Here is a 22,264-nt window from a genome sequence, read left to right as displayed (position 1 = left end):
CTGTCGACGAGTAATTTCTCCTGGTCCGCACCGAATCGACGCTAAGCTGTCCCCATCGACTATTCGCGCAGTGAGTCGTGTCATACACTGTCGTTCAGGCGCGTGACACGCGGTTCCGTACACGGTGTACAGCTCGTGACTACGCTCTTCGCTAGATGCGTGGTCGGAAGTTTTGATCAGAGTTGTGGCATTGCGGTCGTTATGGGCATTGTCTCGGAACCTTTTTGAAGGTTCTCTATCGGTTGCAGCCATTTTCGCCCCCCGGCGCGAATCGTGTTCGGTCTTTAATTTGCTCATGTCCAGAGTCCGGCAGAACCGGCAACATCAACGGCCACAGGCGACGTGCTGTAACGGCTTCGACAGGTCGAGGCGTCGAGGCCGGATGCCCACTCCACGTTACTGCGGCCTGTTGGTGAAGTGATTGGAGTGATCTCTATGTGGTGTAGTCCGCGTTTATTCGAATGTATTCATCGGTGAGGTCGCAACCGAACACTCTCCAGGTGTCGGTGCCGATTCCGAGGTCTACGTTGATCTCGACGGTGGCAGTTGCAAGGTGTTCACGAACCACCTCGACGGTGTCGTGCTGGTCGAGTGACGAGCTCGGATACACATCGATGTCCGCGAATGCGACTCGGATTCTGTCGGGTTCTATGTCCACCTCGTTGCTACATTTTCCGATAGCCATGAGAACTCGACCCCAGTTGGGGTCTTCACCGTGGATCATCGTCTTGACCAAGGGAGAGTTGATGATCGACTTCCCGACCACGCGCGCTTGGCGCTCGCTCGATGCACCCGAGACCGTAGTGACGATCAGCTTGGTCGCACCTTCGCCGTCGCTGGCAATCATTTTCACCAGATCCGTGCACACTTCCTCGAGAGCCTGCTCGAACTCGGTATCGGGTACCGGGCCGGCGGCACCATTGGCGAAGACCGCCGCTGTGTCGCTGGTGGAGGTGTCGGTGTCGATCGAGACCGAGTTGTAGGTGCGGTCGACAACGTCACGAAAGATTCGGTTGAGCGTGTCCTGGGGGACGTCGGCGTCGGTGAAGACAAACGACAGCATGGTCGCCATGTCCGGTTCTATCATCCCGACGCCCTTCGCGATTCCAACGATGGTGCTGGTGCCGACGGCTCGTTCGGAGACCTTGGCGCGGGTGTCGGTGGTCATGATCGCTCGGGCCACCGCGTGCGCGTCGAGTGGTGTTCCCTGGCCGAGCCCGTCGAGTCCGGCGCGGATGGTGTCCATCGGATATTGCACTCCGATGACTCCGGTGGAGGCCATTATCAGGGCATCGGGTTCGATTCCTACGGTTCGTGCGACGGATGCGCGTATCTCGCTGGCGTTGCGGAGCCCTTCCGCGCCGGTCGCGACGTTGGCGTTCTTCGCCAACACGAGGACCCCGCGCGGACTGGTCTGCTCGATCGAGGTCTTGCTCAAGGTGACGCAGGGGCCCGCGAACAGTGACTTCGTGAAAACGACCGACGAGGTGCACGGCCTGTCGGAGATGACCATGGAGAAGTCGTCTTTACCTTCGTCTGCCAGTCCTAAATGGGTTGTCCAGCAGTGAAACCCTTGTGGGGACGCGGCGCTCATGTCTGCCCTTTCTGATCCGTGTGATGTCGAACTCAGGACGCTCTGCACCATGCCAGCAATGCGCGCCGGTCGGGCTTGCCGACAGACGTTTTCGGCCAGTCGGACATCAGAGTGATCTTTCCGATGAGACCGCAGCTGTTCATCACTTCGGTGACGCGAAGGTGGATTCGTCCGAGGTCTGCCCCGGTGGGTGCCAGGCGGCACAGTACTGTCGTCGGTGTGTCTGCTCCTGTGGCCGTTGGGGCGAAGACGACGACCTCGTCGACCTCGTCGAGTGCGGTGATCTCGTCGACCAGGACGCCTGCCGAACAGAGTTGACCGTGGTTGTTTGTCCATACGTCATCGATGCGGCCCAGGACGTTGATGGCACCGTTGTCGTGGACCATCACCGCGTCCCCGCTTCGATACCAGCCGTCCGTGAATGCGCTCTGTGTACGGTCCGGGTGTCCCCAGTAGCCTTCGGCTCGGTGCGCTCGGCGGAATTCGGGCTCGCCCACTCGATAGGTATCTGCGTCGATTCCGTGGATGGGGCGCACTCGCATCTCCACCCCGGGTAGGGGCCGCAGTTCGGCCGCGCTCTGCAACTGTGGCCGCAGATCTGCGCACATGATGCCGCACTCGGTGGCCCCGTAGAGCCTGCGTAGGTGGACCCCGCACCGCTGGTGGATCAGTCGCGCAGTGGTCGGCGTCAGGAGAGCCCCGCCCGTCAGTGCGGTGGTCAGGTGTTCACCCATTCGCTCCGATGCCGCCGGTGACGCTGCGATCGCGTCGTAGTGCGAGGGAAGGGCGCTCATATAGGTACCGTTCCAGTCGCAAATCGCTCTCGCGTGGGCAGAGGCCGGGAGACCGGCGTCGAGGTGCACCGTGGGTGCTCCCGAGAGCAAGCCCGCGAGAACGTGAACGTCCATCCCGTGCGCGAAATCGAGGGGGTGGATGTTGATGATCACATCGTCGGCTGTCAGACCGAGCTGCTGGCACCAGTCGGTGCGGTCGGCGAACAGCGATTCCTCGGTCCAGTACACCCATTTCGGCTCACCACTCGATCCGGATGTTTCGAGGATTCTTCCTCGCACGGTGTCGTGCTCGGTCACGTCGCATTGACGCGTTGGGTTGCAGTATCGGAGCTTTCGGGTTGCTGCATCGAACACGGAGGCCAGTTCGGGCAGGTCGGGGTCGATGTCGTGGTCGGTAATGGCGTGCCAGCGGCGGCCCAGTGCGCTCAGTCGGTCCCATGCTGGATGCCGCGTCCGGCTCGCCAGGTGCACGCCGCCGGCGGCCATCGTTCCCAGTAGTGCTGCAACGAAGTCTGCGGCCCCGGGGTGATGATCGACGACGACCACGTCGCCTTCGTCGATCACCGGTGCCAGTGCATCACGCCATGCCATCGCCGCGGCCGACAGCTCCCCGAACGTCGTATGGCGTCGTCCCTGGTGAAGTGCGTCCTGATCCTGTTGGGGCATGCTGTTCAGTGCGGCGAGGAACCCTCGCGCGTCAGACATTGATCTGTCCTCGGAACAAGTGTCTGACGCTGCCCGGTTCGATCGTTGTCCGCCAGTGCAGAACCTGTTCGTTGTCGAGGACGAGAAGATCACCCGGGGCCCAGTCGTGCGAGTAGAAGCTGGTACTGCCCCGCAGGTAGGAGTCGAGCCGTGCGAAGACGGCCCGGCTGTCTTCTTCGGTCGAGCCCGCCAGACGGACCGACCATCCTGCGGGGGTGGTCCGTTCCTCGGTGAACGGGAGTGCCACGTTCAACCGCGTTGTCCCCGTTGCTGATCGCACTGCAGGTGGAATCGACAGCCAGCGGTGCGCGACGTCGGGAAAGTGGGATTGGTCGGTGACGTAGTACTCCCAATCCACGTCGGTCACCGTGCTCAGGTCCGGTGGGAGTGTTGCATCGAGTAGATCCGATTGCAGACAGAGTTCTGTGCGTCCGGATCCTGTGGGCTGATCGACTGCATTGCAATACAGCGCAATGTATTTGGGACAGGTCCCGACAAGTGTGCCGTCGGTGTGCAGAGGCAGGGCACTGCGCCCGGTGACGACGCGGTCCGGTAGCGGGCTTGCGTCGAGATCGAGCAGACCTGCGCTTCCGGTGCCGAACCGATGTGTGGCGAGAGTCCCGAGCCCCTGCACGAAGACCTCGAAGTCGCTTCTGCCGAAGTCGACGTCGCCGACCAGAGCGAATCCATCCCGGGTGGCCACTGCCGCGAGATCTCCGGGATCGGTGGCCGTCACCGCTGCTCACCGCCGACCGCAACATCGTGGTTTCCCAGAGGGACCTCATCGAGGGTCTGTGCCCGGATTTGGGCACAGACGGCAGCCAGTTGTTCTCCGAGCGCGCCGTCCAACCCTGCTGACAAACCCGCCCCTTGGTGGATTGCGACTTTTCTCCCGAACGCAGTCTCACGGGGCAGTTGGTAGGCCGCGAGCTCGCGGAGGTAGTACTTTTCGATGCCGTCGACGGTCTTCAGCTGAGCGGGGACACTCTGTTGAAGGTGCAGTAGAGCAGGACTCCAGTACGGGTGGTACATGCGCGGCCCTGGGGTGAATTGGCCGGTCACCATCATTCCTGATGCGCTGGCGTCGTCGATACGTTCGTTCAGATCGCCGGCGACTGCGCCCATACCGAAATCGCTTCCGGCGTTGAGCAGATCGCTGCCGAGTCCGGTCACGAGGTCGGCACCACATGCTCGCGCCAACTCGAAGGCCACTGTCACCAGCAGATGCACGGTGATGACTTCTGCATCATCGGATTGAGTGTGCTGCATGCACGGGTAGATCGCCGCTGTCGATTCCTGTGCGGTGACGTCGATGACGTCGAGCGGCAGACCGACGTGGCGCGCTGTTCGAGAGGCACCGTCGATTTCGTCACCCCAGGGTGTGCGGAGGGTCAGTGCACGGACGTCGGCACCGGCCCTCCACAAGTAGGAGGCGAGGAGTCCGGAGTCGACACCACCGGAGAGCAGTAAGCGAATGGGACGACCCGACGATGCGATTTCCGTTGCTGCAGTGCGTAATCCATGGTCGAGCCACCCCATGGCCTGTTCGAGCGAACACCCTGGGACACCGCCCGACGGCGACGATCGGGGGACAGCGCGGTGCACCGACAACTCTCCGTCGGCGGAGCAGACCAGAGTCGTCCCGGGGCGAAGTGCCGTGGTGGTTCCTGCGCGGTGACCGACACTCGCGGCGGTCGCCGCGAATTGCGCTCCCACCGCCCATGTCCGTGCATCATCGGTGCGGGAGAGAAAGACTCGGCATTCGCCGTGCAGCGGCGTCGTGATCATGACTGTTCCGTCGTTGCGGTTCAGAACGGGGCCGGTATGTCCGCCAACACGGCGGATGCGGCCGCTGTGCGAAAAGACGACCCACCCATGATCGGTTGGGGTCATGGGTTGTCTCCGACAATTGTGCGCATCTTCTGTTGGGCCGCATCGCCTGCAGCGAACCCCGCTCGGTGGCCGGCTATTGCTGCAATACGGGCTCGTTCCATGTCGAGCAGCAGATCGTGGTTGACGAACGCCTTGGTGCGGGCAAACGGCACCGATTGGTACTCGGCCAGTGCCTGTGCTCGGGTGCATCCTGCAGCGAGCGGGTCACTATGGGCTGCAACGAGTTCATCGAGGAGGCCGTCGGAGAGTGCGGTGGTACCGAGCCATCGATCGCACCCGATGATCATTCGATTCGCCACGGCAGGCCCTACTCGGCGTTGCAGGAGCGGAGCTCCGAGTATGCAGGAGATACCCAACTTGAGCTCGGGCATACGGAGGTCCGACGTCGACGTTCCGATGCGCCAGTCGGCGCACAGTGCCAACTGAAGACCGATGCCGATGCAGTATTTGTCGATGACTGCCACGGTCGGTTTCGAGATCGACAGAACTGCTCGATACATGTCCACGCAGGCGTCGATCCATCGGTTGACCTCGGAGCCTCCCGTGAAGTCCTTGACTTCGTTGAAGTCACCGCCGACACCGAAGGATCGACCGTCTCCCCCGTACAGAACCAGCCCCTCGACATCCGGGGTGTCCCCTAGCTGCCAGACCAACTCGGTGATGCCGCGCATCTTGTCTGTGGAGAACGTGTTGTGTCCTTCACCGTCGAATTCGATGATCGCCAAGGGGCCGTTGCGAACTGCAGTACCGCCATGGGCTTCGGGCGACCTGGGCCGATCGTGGGGCTCGTGGGTGGCGGAGGGTGAGTGCAGTGTTCTCACGCTTCGACCAGCTCCCCACGCTTTCGGCGGTCTGCGTCGAGGGCGCGGCGTGTGTAGAGACGTTGTCCCCATTGTTCGCTGTGATCGGCGCTGATAGCGGTGCCGTTGCATATTGTGGTGACGATTCGATGGAATTGAGCCAGTGCGGCGGCGGCGGTGCGTTCGCTCAAGCTCGTCTCGGATTCGCCTGGGACGATGTCGAATCGGTCGACTGCGATGATCGGACCGCCATCTACCTTCGGGGTGATGATGTGGCAGGTGGCCCCGAATTGCGTCTGGTTGTCGTCGATCGCGTAGCGATATCCGCCGATCCCTCGGTAGTTCGGGGTCGCCGGGTGGAAGTTCACGGCCAGTTCCCGCACTCGATCGAGTGTGGCCTCGGACAGGATGAAGTCCGATTTGAAGGACAGAAGCAGGTCGCACCCGTGCCACTGATCGAACGATCGAGTTACTGGATCGCCGTAGTCCCAGGCAAACCAGTCGACGTCGGCGAATCTGCGGCGGAGAAAGTCGTGGGCGAGTTCGCCCCACCGTGATCCGTCGGAGATGAGCAGAACAGAGCGGGTGTCTTTCATCGAGTGACAACTCCTTCGGTGAGTGGGAGAGCCCAGCAGTACGCGAATCCGGCACCTGCTTCGTGTAGAAAGGTGTCTGCCTCTTCGTAATCGGCCAGAGCCGAGCTGTATCGGCCGTATTTCGGGGACGTCCGGCCGATGCATCGAGCGGAGCCCTTGTACAGCTCGACGGTCACTGTGCCCGTCACGCGGTGAGCCAGACGGGCGCAGTAAGCATCGAGTGCTGCACGCAGATCGGTGAACCAGTAGCCGTAGTAGACCAACTCTGCGTACTGGTCGGCGATGGACCGCTTGTGGTGGAGCGTCTCTCGGTCCAGTACGAGTGCTTCGAGATCGGTTCGTGCAGCGAGAAGAACTGTTGCAGCGGGTGCTTCGTAGATTCCGCGGCTCTTGAATCCGACGATGCGGCTCTCGAGAATTTCGGTACGCCCGATACCGTTCGCGGCCGCTGTGTCCCCGAGTTCGCTGACCAGGTCGATCAGGTCGAGCTTGCGGCCGTCGAGAGCGACGGGGATGCCTGCTTCGAACTCGATCGTGATCGTTGTTGGACGATCCGGTGCCTGCACCGGCGCGGTCGTGATCTGCCATGCATCGGGCGGTGGAGCGTGGTCGATGAGGTCGAGATCCCCGCACTCGATGCTGGTGCCCCAGATATTGGTGTCGATGCTGTACGGCGTCGTCTTGCTGACACCCACATCGATACCGTGACGATCGGCGTAGGCAATTTCGCTACCGCGGGAGGTCATTTCCCAATCGATGACAGGTGCGAGGATGTCGAGCTCGGGAGCCAACGCCCGCACGGAGGTGTAGAACCGGACCTGATCGTTTCCCTTGCCCGTGGCACCGTGAGCGACTGCGGATGCACCGCGTTCGCGAGCGATGCTGACCAGCCGCTCGGCGATCAACGGTCGAGACAACGGTGCAGCCAGAAGATATTTTCCCTCGTATGCAGCGCCGGCGGCGAGAGCCGGGATTGCATAGTCGTGGAGGAACAGGTCTCGGACGTCTTCGACGATAACTTCCGACGCGCCGGCCGCGGTTGCGCGCTTCGAGACGGCCTCGAGGTCCTCGATTTGGCCGAGGTTCGCGCAGTACGCGATGACCTCGGTCTGATAGCGCTCTTTGAGCCAGTGCACGGCAACGGATGTGTCCAATCCGCCGGAATATGCCAGGACGATGCTCATACCCCGACCTCCATCGCGAGTTCGGGCACGCTCACGCCGCCGACGACGGATCGCGCTGCTCGTAGGCATTCCGCCTTCGCCTCCCAGAGGCGGGTTCTGGCTTGCCGGATTTCGGCGAGTCTGTCGGTCACGTCGGCCAGGCCTTGCTCCTGCTGTTCGGAGACCCGCGTCGGTCCGGTGGATCCGGCAGAGATGTAGCTGCGCAGTGTGTGGAGCGGATCGCATATCTGCTTCATGTCGACCTCACTGATGTCGATGTCGTGTTCCTCGCGGAGGAAAGTGGTGGTGAACGCGACGTTGCGCAGGGTGTGACCGGCTGCGAGGGCGGCGTTGACGAGGTCACCGGTGATGCGGTGGGCTGTGCGGAAAGGAACGTCGAACCGAGAGACCAAGATGTTGGCGATCTCTGTCGCGGTCGAGAAGTTGTCCCAGCACAGGGCTCTGCCGCGAGCACCGTCGAACGCGGTGTGCAGGTTCTGGCGTCGGCACAGGCGAATGGTGTCGAGGTACGTATCGAGGGCGCCCCAGTAAACCGGTTTGTCCTCCTGCAGGTCGCAGCTGTACCCGAGACCGACCGACTTCTCCATCACCAGCAGTTGCACCAGCGCACCCACCGCGCGACCGGACTTCCCTCGCGCCAGTTCTGCAACCACCGGATTCTTCTTCTGCGGCATGATCGAGCTACCGGTCGCGAACGAATCGTGCACTTCGGCGAGAGCGTATTCGTTCGAGCTCCAGGTGACGATCTCTTCCTGCATGCGAGATAGATTCACAGCACCGCTGGCAGCTGCGCCCGCTACTTCGACTGTCCAGTCCCTCGTCGACGTCGCATCGAGCGCATTGACCATCGGTGCATCGAACCCGAGAAGCCGGGAGGTGTAATCGCGGTCCAGGGCGAATGTAGTTCCGGCGAGCGCACACGCGCCGAGCGGATTGATGTTGATGCGCTTCCAGGCATCCATCAGTCGGGAGGCATCACGCAGCAAGGCCTGTGCGTGCGCAGCCTTCCAAAATGCTACCGAAATCGGTTGCGCTGCCTGCGAATGCGTGTAGCCGGGTAGAACTGCTTCTCGTTCCGACTCGGGGCACCCGAGCAGATCCTGCACGAACATGAGCAGTTCTTCGCTGGCATCGAGCAGCCACTCGCGGGTGACCATGCGTGCGTCGGTCTGCACCTGATCGTTTCGGGACCGTGCGGTGTGCATGCGGCCGCCGACGGGTCCGATCCGTTCGATGAGCATGAATTCGGTGTTGAGGTGCACATCTTCTTGTCGGACGTCGAGCTGCAATCCACCGTCGGCTCGGCTGCTCTCCATGTCGAGCAGCCCAGCGAGAAGCGCTTTGGTGTCGGGTTCGGTGTTGATTCCCGCGCGACCGAGCATCAGAACATGAGCGATGTTCTGCCACAGGTCGTGTTCGAGCATTCTGCTGTCTACCGATGCTGTCTCTGTGTAGCGAAGTACATCGTCGGTGATATCGGTGGAGAATCTTCCACCCCAGAGCTTTTCGCTCATTGATCGGTACCCCTCTGTGTGCGTGATGGTTCGGTTTCGGTACAGGAAAGTTCGGGTTAGGGCACGGCAAAGCCAAGACCTGGCGGGATTGGACGGCCCGGGGCGCGGACCCGGGCCAAGGCGTCGTTACACAATCAAGTCAGGTCGGGCTCGGGTCGAGTAGTTGAAAGAGCGAAGGGAGAAGGGCTCGGACGGCGGGGGTGTTTACTCGAAGGCCAGCCGGACGCCGAATCCCACCAGAACAACACCCAGTCCACGCTCGAGCCACGCCCCCAAGCGGCCCTTCTCCAAGAACCGGCGAGCGGACGAGGCAAGAAGTGCGTACGAGGACAGACATATCAGCGCCACCACGAACTCGATCGACATGAGCAGCATGGACCAAACGAAAACGTTCCCGTCGCGCGGAATGAACTGCGGCAGCACCGCCAGGTAGAACGCACCCATTTTCGGATTCAACAGGTCCGCGACGAAACCGGTCATGAACGCTCGCGACCACTTCGGCTGGTGCGCGTTGTAAGTCGCGGCATCGACGTCGGTGAAGCTGCCCTTGCGCTGCCAGATACTCTGAATTCCTAGAAACACCAGGTAGGCGGCACCTGCGATACGTACCGCGTCGAATGCCCCGGGGACGCTGGTGAGCAAGGACGCCAACCCCACGGCCGCAGCGATGCCCCAGGCCATCGACCCCGTCGCCGCACCCAAAGCTACGGCGATGCCGTGACGCACACCGCCGGTAAGCGAGTGCTTGACCGCCAACATGACGTCAGGACCTGGGATTATTCCGAAGACGATAGCGACGGGGAGATAGGCCAGAACGGGGTTGTTCACGGCAAGAACGGTACGACCGCTCCAGCATCGATGCACGTTTCCTAAGTATCGCTGATCTAGGTTTAGTATTTGTGGATGTACAACCACGATCAGCTCGCCACACTTGCCGCGATCTGCGATTCAGGGTCGTTCGAGGGAGCTGCAACGGCGTTGCACATCTCGTCTTCTGCAGTCAGCCAACGCATTACCGCGCTCGAACGAGCGTCGGGGGCCGCGCTGCTACAGCGAACCAGGCCGGTACTACCCACCAGAAACGGGCAAGCCCTGCTCCGACTCGCGCGGCAGATCGAAGTCCTCACCGTCGACGCCGACGCTGAGCTACGCGGCGGCTCAACGACAACGAATACTGCTGCACCGCTGCGCTTTTCACTTGCTATCAATGCCGATTCGGTCTCGACGTGGTTCCAACCGGTGATGAAAGCGATAGCCGTCGACCGACGGATACTACTGGACCTCCACATCGAAGATCAGGACCATACAGACGCTCTACTGCGTCAAGGCGCGGTCATGGCCGCCGTGACGACCTCACGCACCGCAGCACCTGGCTGTACGGTCGAACCGCTCGGAGCCATGGTCTATTGGCCCGCGTGCGCACCCTCACTCATTCGCGACGCCGACTCCGACGGTTGCGATCCCAGCCGCCTCCCGATGCTGCGATTCGACAAAAAGGACGACCTGCAACACGCCTATCTACGCAAGATCAAGGCGCACCGTGAGCCCCCGATCCACTACCTCCCATCGAACCGCGAATTCCTGACTGCAGCTCGACTCGGACTCGGGTGGGGCGTGCTACCGGAAGGACAAATCGCACGCGACCTCGCCGACGGGACACTCGTTCACCTCGACCCCGACCACAACGTCACCATTCCCCTGTATTGGCAACGATGGCACCTGCCATCCGAAACCCTCGACAGAATCACAGGCTGGGTACGCGATGCTGCACATAACGCATTGATCGACACACCCAAAGAACGAAAAACAGCGAACCGTCCCCCAGGTCATGCGGTGACCGGCGCGGCAACACCGGAACCTGCGTGAGTCCGGCGGTCATCGGTCCAGCTGTGACGGCTAATTGCACACCCTGATTGGACCAAAGTTGCGGCGATGCACGCCGGTCGCATGGTCCGCCGCCGGGTGCGCGCCTAAGGTCGCCGATCGCTGACCGAGCATACGACGCGGGGCGTTGAGCCTCGACCGAATGCTCCACCACGCATCGAAGTATCGATCGGCGCGGATCCCATAGTGTACGAAAAGCAGTGATTGCTGGCAGCACAACTGAAAAACGTCAAAACAGCTACTGCTGCAGCTTTTTTCAGACTGGGAGTACGCACGGCCTGCGGCGGCGCGGGTCTCTGTTCCGTCAGGGTGAGGCGAGTGCCTCGGACAGGTAACGAATCAGTGCCGCCTTGAGCTCGGTCACGAGCTGGTCCTTCTTGTTAGTTTTTTCTGCGGCGATGACGGGCATCATTCCGCGGGTGATCTGCAAGGCCACCAGCGCGTGGAGGTCGATGCGTTCGCTGGACAGGGTCGGTGCGAGTGCGGCCAAGGTCTGGGCGACCCTCTGGGAGAGTTCGCTCTGCAATGGTACGACTGCGGTATACAGGGCAGGCTGGGTATCTGCTCGCGAGAACAGTTGCAGGAAAGCCGGATTGGCCGCATTGAAGGCGACCATATTGTCGACGGCCCGGTCGATGAACTGCGGTAGAGATTCCACGAAGCCGTCCGGTCGCGGATCGACCGCGGCCGATTGGGCGTCGGTCAACTCCACGACGTAGCGTTCCGCCAATGCTGCGGCGATGTCTTCCTTGTTTCTGAAGAACTGGTACAGCGAACCCGGTGACATGCCCGATTTGCTGGCGATAGCGTTCGTGGTCGCTGCGTCGAACCCGACTTCTCCGAACAACTCCTCCGCACCGTCGAGGATCGCAGCGATGCGCTTGAGTCCGCGATCCTGACGCTTGGGTGCAGGAGAGGTAGTTGGCGTCGAGGTATTCGGCATGTGAACTCCAGGCTTTCCGGTAGACAAGACGAGCTTTCGCTCGTATTCTCGCAAATCACGAGCAATCGCTCGTATCCACGGTAGCAGGGGGACCCGCGATGCCCACCCGATTCGCCACAACTCGACCCGGCCTCACCCTCGTAGTGGCCGGCGTCCTCTTCCTCGTGCTCGCAGCAGTCGCTGCCGGTGCGATGAATGCACTGTCCCTGAACAGGTTCGAGGCGACCAACGCCCCGTCTGCGGCAGCCGAGGCGCTGCTCAACGACACCTTTCAGACCGGCACACCCAACATCACCATCCTCGTCACCGCGAAGACCGGCGACGTCGACAGCTCGGCCGTCGCCGCGGACGGGTTACGTCTGACCGAGTTCGTCGACACCTTCCCCGGCATCGACGACACATGGTCCTACTGGACCGAAGAGGTTCCGACCCTCGCCGCCGGGGACGGCAGCTCGGCGCTGATCCAGGCGTGGGCACCGGGCGACGCCACCGAAATCCGGCAACAGGTCCTTCCCGCTCTCGACGAGGCACTCAGCCGGTCGGCTACCTCGAACATCGACATCGCTCTCGGCGGCAGCGACGAGGTGTTCCGCTCCGTCGCAGAACAATCCAGGACCGACTTTCTCCGAGCAGAGCTGATCATCGCCCCGCTGGTGATCGCACTGTTGTGGGCCGTCCTACGGCGGCTCCGTCTCGCCGCAGTGGTCTTCGCAACCGGACTGTTCTCCGTCGTCGGCACCCTGGCCATCATGCGCGTGGTGGCAGCCTTCACCGAAGTATCGACCTTCGCGGCGAACATCGCGCTGGTGATGGGCATTGCACTCGGCGTCGATTACGGACTGTTCCTGATCTACCGCTTCCGAGAGGAAGCCCGCCGCACCGCTGACCTGACGTTGGCCGTGCAGCGAGCAGCGCAGGCAGCCGGACGCACCATCATGTTCTCCGGCGCCACCGTCGCCGCGTCACTGGCCGTTCTGCTGGTCTTCCCGTTCCCGTTCCTGGCCTCGTTCGCCTACGCCGGGATAGCCGTCGTCGCCACCGCCGTGCTCGCCGCTACGGTCGTACTCCCGGCCGCATTGGTGCTGCTCGGGCACCGCGCCTTACGGCGCAAGGAACCGGACACCGACGGAAGTACCGTGTGGCGGCGGATCACCGTGGCCACGACCGGCCGACCTGCAGTGTTCGCGATCGCCGGTGTGGTGATCTTGATACTGCTCGGAGCGCCGGTACTAGGCGTTCGGTTCGGCGCACCGGACGATCGCATCCTGCCGCAGTCGGTTCCGGTCCGCGCCCTGTACGACACCATCCGCGACGACTACGCCAGCGAGGATGCAGACGCAATTCTGCTCGTCGCACCGACCATCGCACCGGACGGCCTCGCTCGGTACGCCTCCGATCTCGCAGCACTGCCCCAGGTGCTACGAGTGGACAGCGCACTGGGCACCGTCGAACCCGACAGGGCGCTCACTGCTCCACCGAACGGCGCCGTCCGTTTCACTCCCGACACCGCAGGCAGCTACCTCTCGGTGGTACCGACTCGCGAATCACTGGACGACAGAGCCGGATTCGTCTCCGCGGTACGGTCGGTGGAGCCTCCCGGCCAGGTACTCGTCGGCGGCTCACCCGCGATGCTCGACGACTACACCGACGGCGTCACCGCCCGGCTCCCGCTCGTGGCCGTGCTCATTGCACTGATCACCTTCGCCATTCTGTTCGTGATGACCGGATCGATCATCGCCCCCATCAAAGCCACCATTCTGAATCTGCTGTCACTGACGGTCATGTTCGGTGTCCTGGTGTGGGGTTTTCAGAACGGCAATCTTGCTGGGCTGCTGGGTTTCACCCCTACCGGTGCCATCGAGCCGAGCATCCCCATCCTGATGTTCTGCATCGCCTACGGCCTGTCGATGGACTACGAAGTCTTCCTGCTCTCGCGCATCAAAGAAGAATTCGACCGTACCGGAGACAATCGCCAATCCATCATCGATGGCATCTCACGCTCCGCACCCGTCGTCACCGCAGCAGCTCTCATCCTGGCCGCATCCTTCGCCACCTACGCCACTTCCGGGGTGACCTTCCTTCAGCAACTCGGAATCGGCATGGCACTGGCGGTCCTGATCGACGCCACCGTCATCCGAGCGATCCTCGTCCCCTCCATCATGGCCCTGACCGGCCGCTGGAACTGGTGGGCACCGCGCCCACTGGCACGCCTGCACCAGCTCATCGGCATCACCGATGCTCCACGCGTCGATACACCTGGTACCGAAGTCGACCCTGGAAGACCCAAAACCCCTGTATGAGCACTGCACTCGCACGCTCCCAGCCACCACATCCCCGCCCCGATCGGAGTACCCCATGCTCGACAGCCGCCATCACCCCCTCTCACGGCTCCTCGCCGCGATTGCGATAACCGTCGCGTCGACCGCCATCTTTCTCGGTGGAACGGCCATCGCCTCCGCGCAGCCGACCCGATCGGACGTGATCGACGTACCGGTGTCCTTCACAGTCCGCAACACCAACGACACAGCCGTCCCGTGCACCGCCGACGGCGGAACCTACACCATCCGTGGCCATCTCACCGCTCCCGCAGAGGGTTTCGGCAACGCCATCACCCTCTACGAACACGGCATCGCAGCCGGCGAATGGTACTGGCGTCTTCCAGTCGAGGGATACCACCACACCTACGAAATGGCCGCTCGCGGACAGACCTCACTGACGATCGACAGACTCGGATACGACACGAGCGACGCTCCGGCAGGCGGGGCCATGTGCGTGGGGTCCCAAGCAACGATGGCCCATCAGATCGTCCAAGCGCTGCGTACCGGCACCTATCAATGGGATGCATCCGGAACGGCCCCCACCTTCGGGCACATCACCCTCGCCGGCCAGTCGAACGGCGGGCAGATCGTCCAGATCGAGGCCTACACCTTCGACGACGTCGACGCTCTCGTCGTCATGGACTGGGCCGATCGCGGACTGACACCCGAGGCCTACGTCAGATTCTTCGCCGCCACACCACGCTGCCTCACCGGAGGCTCGGCATCGGAAAACAATCCCGCCGCCAAGGGCTACACCTTTTACGACCAAGGAACCACTGAATTCGTGACAGGAAACTATGCCGATACCGAACAACAAGTAATCGATACAGCAGCGCCCTATCAGAACCAACACCCGTGCGGCGACATGCTTTCACAAGGCCCCGGAATTCTTCTCGACCTGGCCAAAATGTCGAGCATAGACATTCCAGTTCTCGGCCTCTACGGACAGGACGACGCACGCGTGCAATTCGGTGACGAACATATTGCATCGTTCACCGGAACATCGGACAGAAAGGCGATCACGATTCCTCACGCAGGCCATTACATGGGCCACGCACGGAACGCCGCCATCGTCTTCGACTCGCTCGACCAGTGGCTCGACGCCCGACAACCCCACTGACCGCATCAGATCGGCATCAAATAGCTGAACGCACTATTGCGAGCCTGTGCACTTAACCGTGTGCACAGGCTCACAATAGTGCTCGAATTACTGGCGGTATATCTGCGCTCGAACTGAAATTATATTGTTACGGGAATCACTTTCCGAACATTTGGAATTAACGTGAAAAGAATTGACTTATCGAAAACGTGGCGCTGTACTTGAAACCACGTACCGATCGGTGCGTTTCGCACAAAGCAGAAAATCTGCGACCACCTTCCTGGGGGAAGAAATGACTGTCACCACACCACCGTTCGATATCGCCAGTGAACTGACATTCGATCGCACTGTGCCGCGAAGCCTCGTCCACCGCGCAGCTGTCAGCGAGGTCTTCCTCACCGACGCTGCTGCGACGGGCGAGAACCGATTCGTCGTCGCCGCGCAGCTACCGCGAGGGCATGCCCTCTACAGCGACCGACTCGACGACCGGTACGACCCCATGATCCTCGTGGAGGCATGCAGGCAGGCCTCGATCCTGATCAGTCACCAGTTCTACGGAGTACCCAAGGACTGGGCGTTCGTCTTCCGCAAGGCCTCGGTGTCGGTGACCGACCTCGCTGCCCTCCAGGTCGGGGAAACACCGGGCCGGTTGGTCATCCGAGTCGAATTCGAGAAGCGGTTCCACGTCGAGGGGTACCTGACCGGGGCAGTCGGTAGGTACCAGACCGTTCTCGACGGCGTGCCTGTCGGCGAATTCGTCGGATCCCTGAGCTTCATGCCCAAGCAGATGTTCGCCGAGATGCGCGCGGCCGGGCGGGCAGCGAAGAACACCCCCGATCAGCCGTATACCTCTGCCGCCGTTCCGCTTCCGCCTGCACGCGTTGCCCGGCGGGACTCGAAGAACGTCGTCATCGCCTCCACCGGCACCGAACACCCCGACACGACGTACGAGGTCGTCGTCGACAACAACCACCCGTCGCTCTCCGATCACAAGGTCGACCACGTCTCGGGGATGCTCTTGACCGAAGCGTGCAGGCAGGCATCGGTGTGCGCCGTCCTCGACACCCACTCACTGCCGGAATCGTCGGTCGGTTCCCCGGTGCGCTACGACATCCAGTTCCTCGACTTCGCCGAACACGAGCTTCCTGTCTACTGCCGCTTGATCGACACCGCACCCACCGAGTCCGGGACTGGGATCGTCGCATCTTTCGAACTCGTCCAGGGTGACGTCGTCATCGTCCGCTCGCAGGTCGAGGTGGGATGACGATGTCCGACAACAGTATCGACACCGGTCCCCTCGTTCTCGTCGTCGACTACGGCGGCGTCCTGACCAACCCCATCGCCGACACCATCGCGGCGTTCACCGAGTACATGTCCGTGCAACCGGAGGACCTGATGGGTGCCCTGTTCACCGCGCACGATGACCCGGACGAAACGATCATGGCCCCGCTCGAACGCGGCGAAATCACCGAAGCGGCCTTCCTCGACCGAGTCGGATCGGCACTGGAAACCATGACCGGACGCGCTATCGACCTGTCACAGTTCCGGCCGGCATGGTTCTCCGGCCGGGTCCCCAACTCGGAACTTCTCGACTACTTGCACACGCTGAAATCCGAAGGACGAACTCTGGGACTGTTGACCAACAACGTCCGAGAATGGGAACCCGAGTGGCGAGGAATCGTCCCCACAGGCCTGTTCAGCGTCGAGGTCGTCTCCGCGAACGAAGGTGTCCGCAAACCCGAACCCGAAATCTACCGCCGGACGACCGAACGACTCGGCGTCCCTGCCGCTCGATGCCTGTTCGTCGACGACGACCTACGCAATTGCCAAGCCGCCCGAGCGCACGGAATGCAGATACATCACTTCACCGACACCGCGGGAGCCATCGAGGCAATCGACGCCTGGTTCGGACGCCAGCAGCCGGCCGCGCAACCCACCGCGGACGCGCTCCTCGAGGAGTCCGCATGAGCACCCCCGAACCGCTGCAGTCGGCCCCCGAACGCTGGTGGACGCTGACAGCGGTCTGCCTCGGAACATTCATGCTGTTCTTGGACCTCACCGTCGTCAACGTCGCACTGCCCGCGATACAACGAGACCTCTCGGCCAGCTTCGAGCAGTTGCAATGGGTGATCGACGCCTACGCCCTGGCACTGGCCGCGTTTCTGCTCACCGCCGGCTCGATCGCGGACAGACTGGGCCGCACCCGGATCTTCGCCGTCGGCGCGCTGGCCTTCACCCTCGCGTCCGTGGCTTGCGGTCTCGCTGGGTCAGCAACTCTGCTCAACGCAGCACGTGGAGTTCAAGGCCTCGGCGCGGCCATCATGTACGCCGTCGGCCCAGCGATGATCGCAGCGACGTTCCACGGCCGCCAACGAGGAACCGCCTTCGGCATCTTCGGGGCCACCTCGGGCATCGCCATCGCTGCGGGACCGTTGATCGGAGGCATCCTCACCGAAGTGGACTGGCGATGGGTGTTCTACCTCAATATCCCTGTGGGACTGATCATTCTGGCCGTCGTCGCTCTGAAAGTCCGGGACCACCAGACATCGACCGCGCGCCGCGGTCTCGACCCCCTCGGTCTGGCACTGTTCTCCGCAGGTCTGTTCGCGTTGATCTTTGCAATCATCCGGGCACCCGTCGTGGGATGGACCGACCCACGTACCGCGGTAGCGTTGGCGGTCGGTGTGCTCGCCCTCCTCGGCTTCGCTGTGGTCGAGCGCCGCGTCCGCAATCCCATGCTCGACATGGTCCTGTTCGGAAACCGTTCCTTCAACGGCCTGTCCGCGGCAACGTTTGCGATCAACTTCGCCGTCACGGCCACCATCTTGTTCTCGGTGCTGTGGATGCAAGGCGTGCTGGGCTACTCGGCTATCGAGACCGGATTGAGGTTCCTGCCGCTTACCGGCGTCCTGCTGATATCCGGTGCCGTGGGCGGAATACTGAGCGCCCGGATCTCGACATCGATTCTGATCGGAATCTCGCTGTTGTGCACAGGAATCGGGTTTCTGTTGTTTCGATTCGCGGACGTCGGTGACAGCTGGACGGCGTTGTTACCGGGGTTTGTGATCGCGGGACTCGGTATGGGACTACACAATCCACCCCGTGCGAGCGCGGCAGTGGCTCTCGTTCGGGCCGAAGACTCAGGGATGGGAGCTGGGATCAACGAGACATTCCAGCAGGTCGGTGCGGCATTGGGCGTGGCGGTACTCGGAGCTTTGGCTCATCGCACCATCGAATCCGAACTCGACACCGCGTACGGATCCGCCCTGACTCCGGCCCAGCTCGACGCCACCGTCGACGCCGTGGCCTCCGGGGCCGTCGCGGCGCTGCAAGAGACCGGGCAGGACGTTGGGGTGGCAGCAGAAATCGCGTTCATCTCGGCGCTGCATCAGGTCACGACGATCGCGGGAATCGTCACCCTCATCGGTGCGATCGCGGCATTCACCCTCATCAGACGCAAGGACTTCCTCGTCGACCCCGCGGCAGCAGACCCGCACGCAGCGGCCTCTCCCCTACCCCGCGACGCGCCGTCCACCGGATACGAGGACGTGATCTCGGCCGAACAATCCAGCCTCGCCCCGCCTCGCCCGTCAGGAGTCCGGACATGACCGAGCACACCGTCCTCATCGTCGGCGCGGGCCCCACAGGTCTGACGCTTGCTTGCGAGCTCGCCCGCAGGAACGTCGACCACATGATTATCGACGGCAAGTCGGGGCCCTCGACCGAACCGAAAGCCCTCGTACTCTGGAGTGCCGCCCAGGAGAGCCTGCGCATCCTCGGTGTCGATCCCGCGGTATTCGATGCCGGCGTCACTCTCGACCGAGCGTCGTACTGGTCGAAAGGGTCACAGATCGGCCACGTCGACTTCACCGGCCTCGACCAGCCCGGCCTGCACAAACCACTGTCCCTTCCGCAGCCCCTCGTCGAGGCAGCTCTCCTCGAGCTCTACCAGGCGCTGGGAGGTACGGTCCGCTGGCGGCACAAGTTCCTCGGTGCCCTCGATCCGGACCCTGCCGGGCCCAGCGACGGGGCGAGGGCGTCATTGGTCGGTCCGAGCGGAATCCGCTTCACCACAACAGCAGAGTGGATCGTGGGCACCGACGGTGCACACAGCACCGTGCGGAAAACAGCGGCCATCGACTTCGACGGCGACAGCTACGACGACGCTTTTCTGCTGGTGGACGGCACCCTAGAAACCGATGGGTCGGTCGGGGAGGCTCAGTACCATCTCCACCCGGACGGGGTGACGGTCGTCGTCCCGCTCCCAGGTGGTGGACACCGGGTATTTCTCGGACACCGTCAGTCCGCTTCCCCTGCGCTCATACCGCCGACTCAGATCACCGATCGCGCCAACATCATGCTCGGCCAACGCGGCCTCGGCCGCTTCCGGGTCAGTAATGTGCTTTGGCAGAGCGACTTTCGAGTACACCGGAGACTGTCCTCGCGCTACGTGTCGGGCCGATTCATCCTTGCCGGCGACGCTGCACATATTCACAGTCCTGCGGGAGGTCAAGGTATGAACACCGGAATACAGGACGCGGCGAATCTCGCGTGGAAACTTGCAGCAGTAGCGGTCGACGGAGCCGATGCAGCACTACTCGAAACATATGAACTCGAACGACGACCCGTCGCAGAATCGGTCGCCGCGATGACCGATCTTCAGACGAAACTGTGGACAACTCGTGCTGCCGTTTCGCGGTGGATCCGCGACCGAATCCTCGGAATCCTCTCGGCGACAGGGCTCCTCACCCGGCGTGTCGTTCCTCAACTGGCGCAGATCGATACGGCCTACGGCCCGTCAGTGGCCCGCGGGGGCGGGCGCGGTCGAACCATCTCGCCGGGCAAGTTCCTGCCCCCGCATCCCGTCCAGTTCGACGGAGAGGTCGACAAGTTGCTGCCCGACCTCCTCGATGACCGACGAGTCCTGGCGCTGGCCACCATCACCAGTATCGACGAACTCCGGGCCTTACATGCCATCCTCGACTCGTGGGGGTCGCGGCTGCACGTCGTGGTCGTGGTCCACTCCCCCACCACACTTCTGAGCGCAACTCCCACCGTGATCGACACCCACGAGATCGTTTCGAGCGAGCTCGGACAGGGCGGTGTCGCTGTCGTGCGTCCCGACCGCATAGTGGGCATGACCGGCTCGCTGCAGAACCCTGCAGCCATACGGACCTACCTCACCGCAGTGGCCGGACCCGCGGACACACAGGCAGTCGAACGCGGTCGACCCGAAACGAGCGCCTCCAAGGAGACAGCATCATGACCGACTTCCCACACGTGAACCTCGGAACAGGCCTCGAAGTATCCGCACTCGGATTCGGCGGCATGGCATTGACCTCGATGTACGGCGAATCCGACCCCGACCAAGCACTGAAGACCCTGCATCACGCCGTCAACCTCGGCATCGACTTCATCGACACCGCAGATGTGTACGGCCTCGGGACCAACGAGGAACTGATCGGCAGACTCCTCGCCGACCGTCGCGACGAGGTCACCGTCGCCACCAAATTCGGTATCGATACCTCCGTAACCGAACCCGGCCGCAGAAGCCGCGGAGACAGGGCTTACGTCCGCCAGTGCATCGACAACAGCCTGCGTCGCCTCGACGTGGACGTCGTCGACCTCTACTACCTTCACCGGGTCGACCCACACATCCCGATCGACGACACCATCGGAGCGATGGCCGAGCTCATCGCCGACGGAAAAGTCCGGCACATCGGAGTATCGGAAGTAACCGCCCCCGAACTAGAACGAGCGCACCGGACCCATCCGCTCGCCGCGGTCCAGTCCGAATGGAGCTTGTTCAGCCGCGACGTCGAGAACGCCATCGTCCCGACCGCAGCTCGACTCGGCATCGGATTCGTTCCCTACTCCCCACTGGGACGCGGAATGCTCACCGGAAAAGTGAAACAGGAACAGCTCGGCGACAACGACTTTCGGCGGTATCTACCCCGCTTTCAACTCGACGCATTCGAAACGAACACCGACGCCCTCGCCCCATTGACAGACATCGCGTCACAGCACGGATCCACGCCCGCCCAGATCGCATTGGCGTGGCTACGGGTGAAAGGTACACAGTTCGCGCTGCCCGTCGTTCCGATACCCGGCACTCGGAATGCGGATCGGGTCACCGAAAACGCGGGCTCGGTGCACATCGAACTCACCGCGGACCAGCTCGCCGTCCTCGACACCCTCGCCGACGCCGTCACCGGAACCCGAGCACCCGACATGAGTTGGGTATCAGCCGGCCGCGAATGACACGGGCACAACTGCACGGCACAGCCGCATTCCCGCCCCGTCGATCAGATCGACGGGCGGGAATTGTGCCGCCGGGAACCGGAGCGTCACTGCGCCGAAATGCCCGAATTGCGATGACTCCAACTACGGCCACGACGAAAGCGCCAGTGGCCCAGGGGATCCACGCGGGGTTGGCTCCCAACACGCTTCCCGTGGTCAACAGAAGAGTGACCCACACGGTTGCGGCGACGATATTCAACACCGCGAACCTCGAGAACGACAACGAGGAACCCGCAGCGAGACGTGGCCCCAAGGTCCTCGCGCCTCCGACGAAATGCGTGGTCACTGTCCCGACGCGCGCATCCCCCGAAAACAACTGACGTGCCCGAGCAAGCACCCTGTTGATCAGGCGCGCAAAGCGGCCTGCGCCGGCGATATCAGCGCGACACGATCCACGCCTGATGGACCGAAAGGCCAGCTGAGCCCCTGCTGTCGACGAAGCGATCAGGACGATCGCCGTCACGACGGGATCAAGTTCGCCCAGCCCCACGAGAGCACCGACCGCCAGAACCGTGCCAGTACCCGGGAGGAGAAACCCGACGAGCAAGCCGGATTCCACCAAGAGGATTGCGGCAGCCACGAGCAGAACCATCGGAGCACACCAGGAAGCGATTGAGGCTATGACATCGATGAACAGATC

18 protein-coding genes are annotated in these 22,264 nt (G+C 62.6%); 8 read left to right on the top strand and 10 right to left on the bottom strand.

Annotated features, from left to right (window positions below; translation table 11 throughout):
* Positions 1 to 433 precede the first annotated feature (433 nt).
* From argJ to CH305_RS27210, 9 genes are all read right to left on the bottom strand, one after another.
* A complete protein-coding gene (gene argJ, locus CH305_RS27250; RefSeq protein ID WP_032365003.1) occupies positions 434 to 1,594 on the bottom strand; it encodes a bifunctional glutamate N-acetyltransferase/amino-acid acetyltransferase ArgJ in 1,161 nt (386 codons plus the stop codon).
* Between the two features lie 32 nt (positions 1,595 to 1,626).
* Positions 1,627 to 3,093, bottom strand: coding sequence for a class I adenylate-forming enzyme family protein (locus tag CH305_RS27245; RefSeq protein ID WP_032365002.1), 1,467 nt, complete (start codon positions 3,091 to 3,093; stop codon positions 1,627 to 1,629).
* Entirely contained in the window at positions 3,086 to 3,829 is a 744-nt protein-coding gene (locus tag CH305_RS27240) for a TauD/TfdA family dioxygenase (protein ID WP_094705650.1), read from the bottom strand. The genes CH305_RS27245 and CH305_RS27240 overlap by 8 nt, the downstream gene beginning before the upstream one ends.
* Positions 3,826 to 4,881 carry an asparagine synthase C-terminal domain-containing protein gene (locus tag CH305_RS27235; protein ID WP_033188359.1) on the bottom strand — a complete coding sequence of 352 codons (1,056 nt, stop codon included), beginning with the start codon at positions 4,879 to 4,881 and terminating at the stop codon, positions 3,826 to 3,828. The genes CH305_RS27240 and CH305_RS27235 overlap by 4 nt, the downstream gene beginning before the upstream one ends.
* Before the next feature lie 101 nt (positions 4,882 to 4,982).
* Positions 4,983 to 5,807: an enoyl-CoA hydratase/isomerase family protein gene (locus CH305_RS27230; protein WP_052047791.1), complete on the bottom strand. Its 825-nt coding sequence runs from the start codon at positions 5,805 to 5,807 to the stop codon at positions 4,983 to 4,985.
* Positions 5,804 to 6,382, bottom strand: coding sequence for a formyltransferase family protein (locus CH305_RS27225; protein ID WP_032364999.1), 579 nt, complete (start codon positions 6,380 to 6,382; stop codon positions 5,804 to 5,806). Before CH305_RS27225 ends, CH305_RS27230 begins: the two co-directional genes overlap by 4 nt.
* The gene (locus CH305_RS27220; protein ID WP_015586121.1) at positions 6,379 to 7,566 is read right to left on the bottom strand and encodes an argininosuccinate synthase; all 1,188 of its coding nucleotides are present in this window, start codon (positions 7,564 to 7,566) and stop codon (positions 6,379 to 6,381) included. The genes CH305_RS27225 and CH305_RS27220 overlap by 4 nt, the downstream gene beginning before the upstream one ends.
* Positions 7,563 to 9,080, bottom strand: coding sequence for an argininosuccinate lyase (argH, locus tag CH305_RS27215; RefSeq protein WP_052047792.1), 1,518 nt, complete (start codon positions 9,078 to 9,080; stop codon positions 7,563 to 7,565). Before argH ends, CH305_RS27220 begins: the two co-directional genes overlap by 4 nt.
* A 204-nt stretch (positions 9,081 to 9,284) precedes the next feature.
* Entirely contained in the window at positions 9,285 to 9,908 is a 624-nt protein-coding gene (locus CH305_RS27210) for a LysE family translocator (protein ID WP_032364998.1), read from the bottom strand.
* A gap of 75 nt (positions 9,909 to 9,983) precedes the next feature.
* On the opposite strand from CH305_RS27210, the gene CH305_RS27205 reads away from it, so the two are divergent.
* Entirely contained in the window at positions 9,984 to 10,946 is a 963-nt protein-coding gene (locus tag CH305_RS27205) for a LysR family transcriptional regulator ArgP (RefSeq protein WP_015586118.1), read from the top strand.
* 322 nt (positions 10,947 to 11,268) lie between these two features.
* Here CH305_RS27205 and CH305_RS27200 read toward each other — a convergent pair whose 3' ends face one another.
* Complete coding sequence (locus tag CH305_RS27200; protein WP_015586117.1) at positions 11,269 to 11,907, bottom strand: TetR/AcrR family transcriptional regulator; 639 nt, start codon at positions 11,905 to 11,907, stop codon at positions 11,269 to 11,271.
* Between the two features lie 98 nt (positions 11,908 to 12,005).
* Here CH305_RS27200 and CH305_RS27195 point away from each other — a divergent pair, with 98 nt between their 5' ends.
* From CH305_RS27195 to CH305_RS27165, 7 genes are all read left to right on the top strand, one after another.
* On the top strand, positions 12,006 to 14,207 hold the full coding sequence (locus CH305_RS27195; RefSeq protein WP_052069823.1) for an MMPL family transporter: 2,202 nt from the start codon (positions 12,006 to 12,008) through the stop codon (positions 14,205 to 14,207).
* Positions 14,208 to 14,262: 55 nt separating this feature from the next.
* A complete protein-coding gene (locus CH305_RS27190; RefSeq protein WP_015586115.1) occupies positions 14,263 to 15,345 on the top strand; it encodes an alpha/beta hydrolase in 1,083 nt (360 codons plus the stop codon).
* 271 nt (positions 15,346 to 15,616) lie between these two features.
* Entirely contained in the window at positions 15,617 to 16,588 is a 972-nt protein-coding gene (locus CH305_RS27185) for a ScbA/BarX family gamma-butyrolactone biosynthesis protein (protein WP_015586114.1), read from the top strand.
* A gap of 2 nt (positions 16,589 to 16,590) precedes the next feature.
* Complete coding sequence (locus CH305_RS27180) at positions 16,591 to 17,292, top strand: HAD family phosphatase (RefSeq protein WP_052047793.1); 702 nt, start codon at positions 16,591 to 16,593, stop codon at positions 17,290 to 17,292.
* Entirely contained in the window at positions 17,289 to 18,932 is a 1,644-nt protein-coding gene (locus tag CH305_RS27175; RefSeq protein ID WP_015586112.1) for an MFS transporter, read from the top strand. Before CH305_RS27180 ends, CH305_RS27175 begins: the two co-directional genes overlap by 4 nt.
* On the top strand, positions 18,929 to 20,590 hold the full coding sequence (locus CH305_RS27170; protein ID WP_015586111.1) for an FAD-dependent monooxygenase: 1,662 nt from the start codon (positions 18,929 to 18,931) through the stop codon (positions 20,588 to 20,590). Before CH305_RS27175 ends, CH305_RS27170 begins: the two co-directional genes overlap by 4 nt.
* Positions 20,587 to 21,585 carry an aldo/keto reductase gene (locus CH305_RS27165; RefSeq protein WP_015586110.1) on the top strand — a complete coding sequence of 333 codons (999 nt, stop codon included), beginning with the start codon at positions 20,587 to 20,589 and terminating at the stop codon, positions 21,583 to 21,585. Before CH305_RS27170 ends, CH305_RS27165 begins: the two co-directional genes overlap by 4 nt.
* Positions 21,586 to 22,264: the final 679 nt, after the last annotated feature.

The sequence above is a fragment of the Rhodococcus sp. 15-649-2-2 genome (assembly GCF_002258645.1).
Lineage (GTDB): Bacteria > Actinomycetota > Actinomycetes > Mycobacteriales > Mycobacteriaceae > Rhodococcoides.
Note: the sequence above shows the minus strand (reverse complement) of the source record. Positions and strands in the feature narration are given on the sequence as shown.

What these genes read in the sequence shown, in the direction of transcription:
- argJ (WP_032365003.1), bottom strand. Translation starts at nt 1,594, where the DNA reads ATGAGCGCCGCGTCCCCACAAGGGTTTCACTGCTGGACAACCCATTTA.
- CH305_RS27245 (WP_032365002.1), bottom strand. Translation starts at nt 3,093, where the DNA reads ATGTCTGACGCGCGAGGGTTCCTCGCCGCACTGAACAGCATGCCCCAA.
- CH305_RS27235 (WP_033188359.1), bottom strand. Translation starts at nt 4,881, where the DNA reads ATGATCACGACGCCGCTGCACGGCGAATGCCGAGTCTTTCTCTCCCGC.
- CH305_RS27225 (WP_032364999.1), bottom strand. Translation starts at nt 6,382, where the DNA reads ATGAAAGACACCCGCTCTGTTCTGCTCATCTCCGACGGATCACGGTGG.
- CH305_RS27220 (WP_015586121.1), bottom strand. Translation starts at nt 7,566, where the DNA reads ATGAGCATCGTCCTGGCATATTCCGGCGGATTGGACACATCCGTTGCC.
- argH (WP_052047792.1), bottom strand. Translation starts at nt 9,080, where the DNA reads ATGAGCGAAAAGCTCTGGGGTGGAAGATTCTCCACCGATATCACCGAC.
- CH305_RS27205 (WP_015586118.1), top strand. Translation starts at nt 9,984, where the DNA reads ATGTACAACCACGATCAGCTCGCCACACTTGCCGCGATCTGCGATTCA.
- CH305_RS27200 (WP_015586117.1), bottom strand. Translation starts at nt 11,907, where the DNA reads ATGCCGAATACCTCGACGCCAACTACCTCTCCTGCACCCAAGCGTCAG.
- CH305_RS27195 (WP_052069823.1), top strand. Translation starts at nt 12,006, where the DNA reads ATGCCCACCCGATTCGCCACAACTCGACCCGGCCTCACCCTCGTAGTG.
- CH305_RS27190 (WP_015586115.1), top strand. Translation starts at nt 14,263, where the DNA reads ATGCTCGACAGCCGCCATCACCCCCTCTCACGGCTCCTCGCCGCGATT.
- CH305_RS27185 (WP_015586114.1), top strand. Translation starts at nt 15,617, where the DNA reads ATGACTGTCACCACACCACCGTTCGATATCGCCAGTGAACTGACATTC.
- CH305_RS27180 (WP_052047793.1), top strand. Translation starts at nt 16,591, where the DNA reads ATGTCCGACAACAGTATCGACACCGGTCCCCTCGTTCTCGTCGTCGAC.
- CH305_RS27175 (WP_015586112.1), top strand. Translation starts at nt 17,289, where the DNA reads ATGAGCACCCCCGAACCGCTGCAGTCGGCCCCCGAACGCTGGTGGACG.
- CH305_RS27170 (WP_015586111.1), top strand. Translation starts at nt 18,929, where the DNA reads ATGACCGAGCACACCGTCCTCATCGTCGGCGCGGGCCCCACAGGTCTG.
- CH305_RS27165 (WP_015586110.1), top strand. Translation starts at nt 20,587, where the DNA reads ATGACCGACTTCCCACACGTGAACCTCGGAACAGGCCTCGAAGTATCC.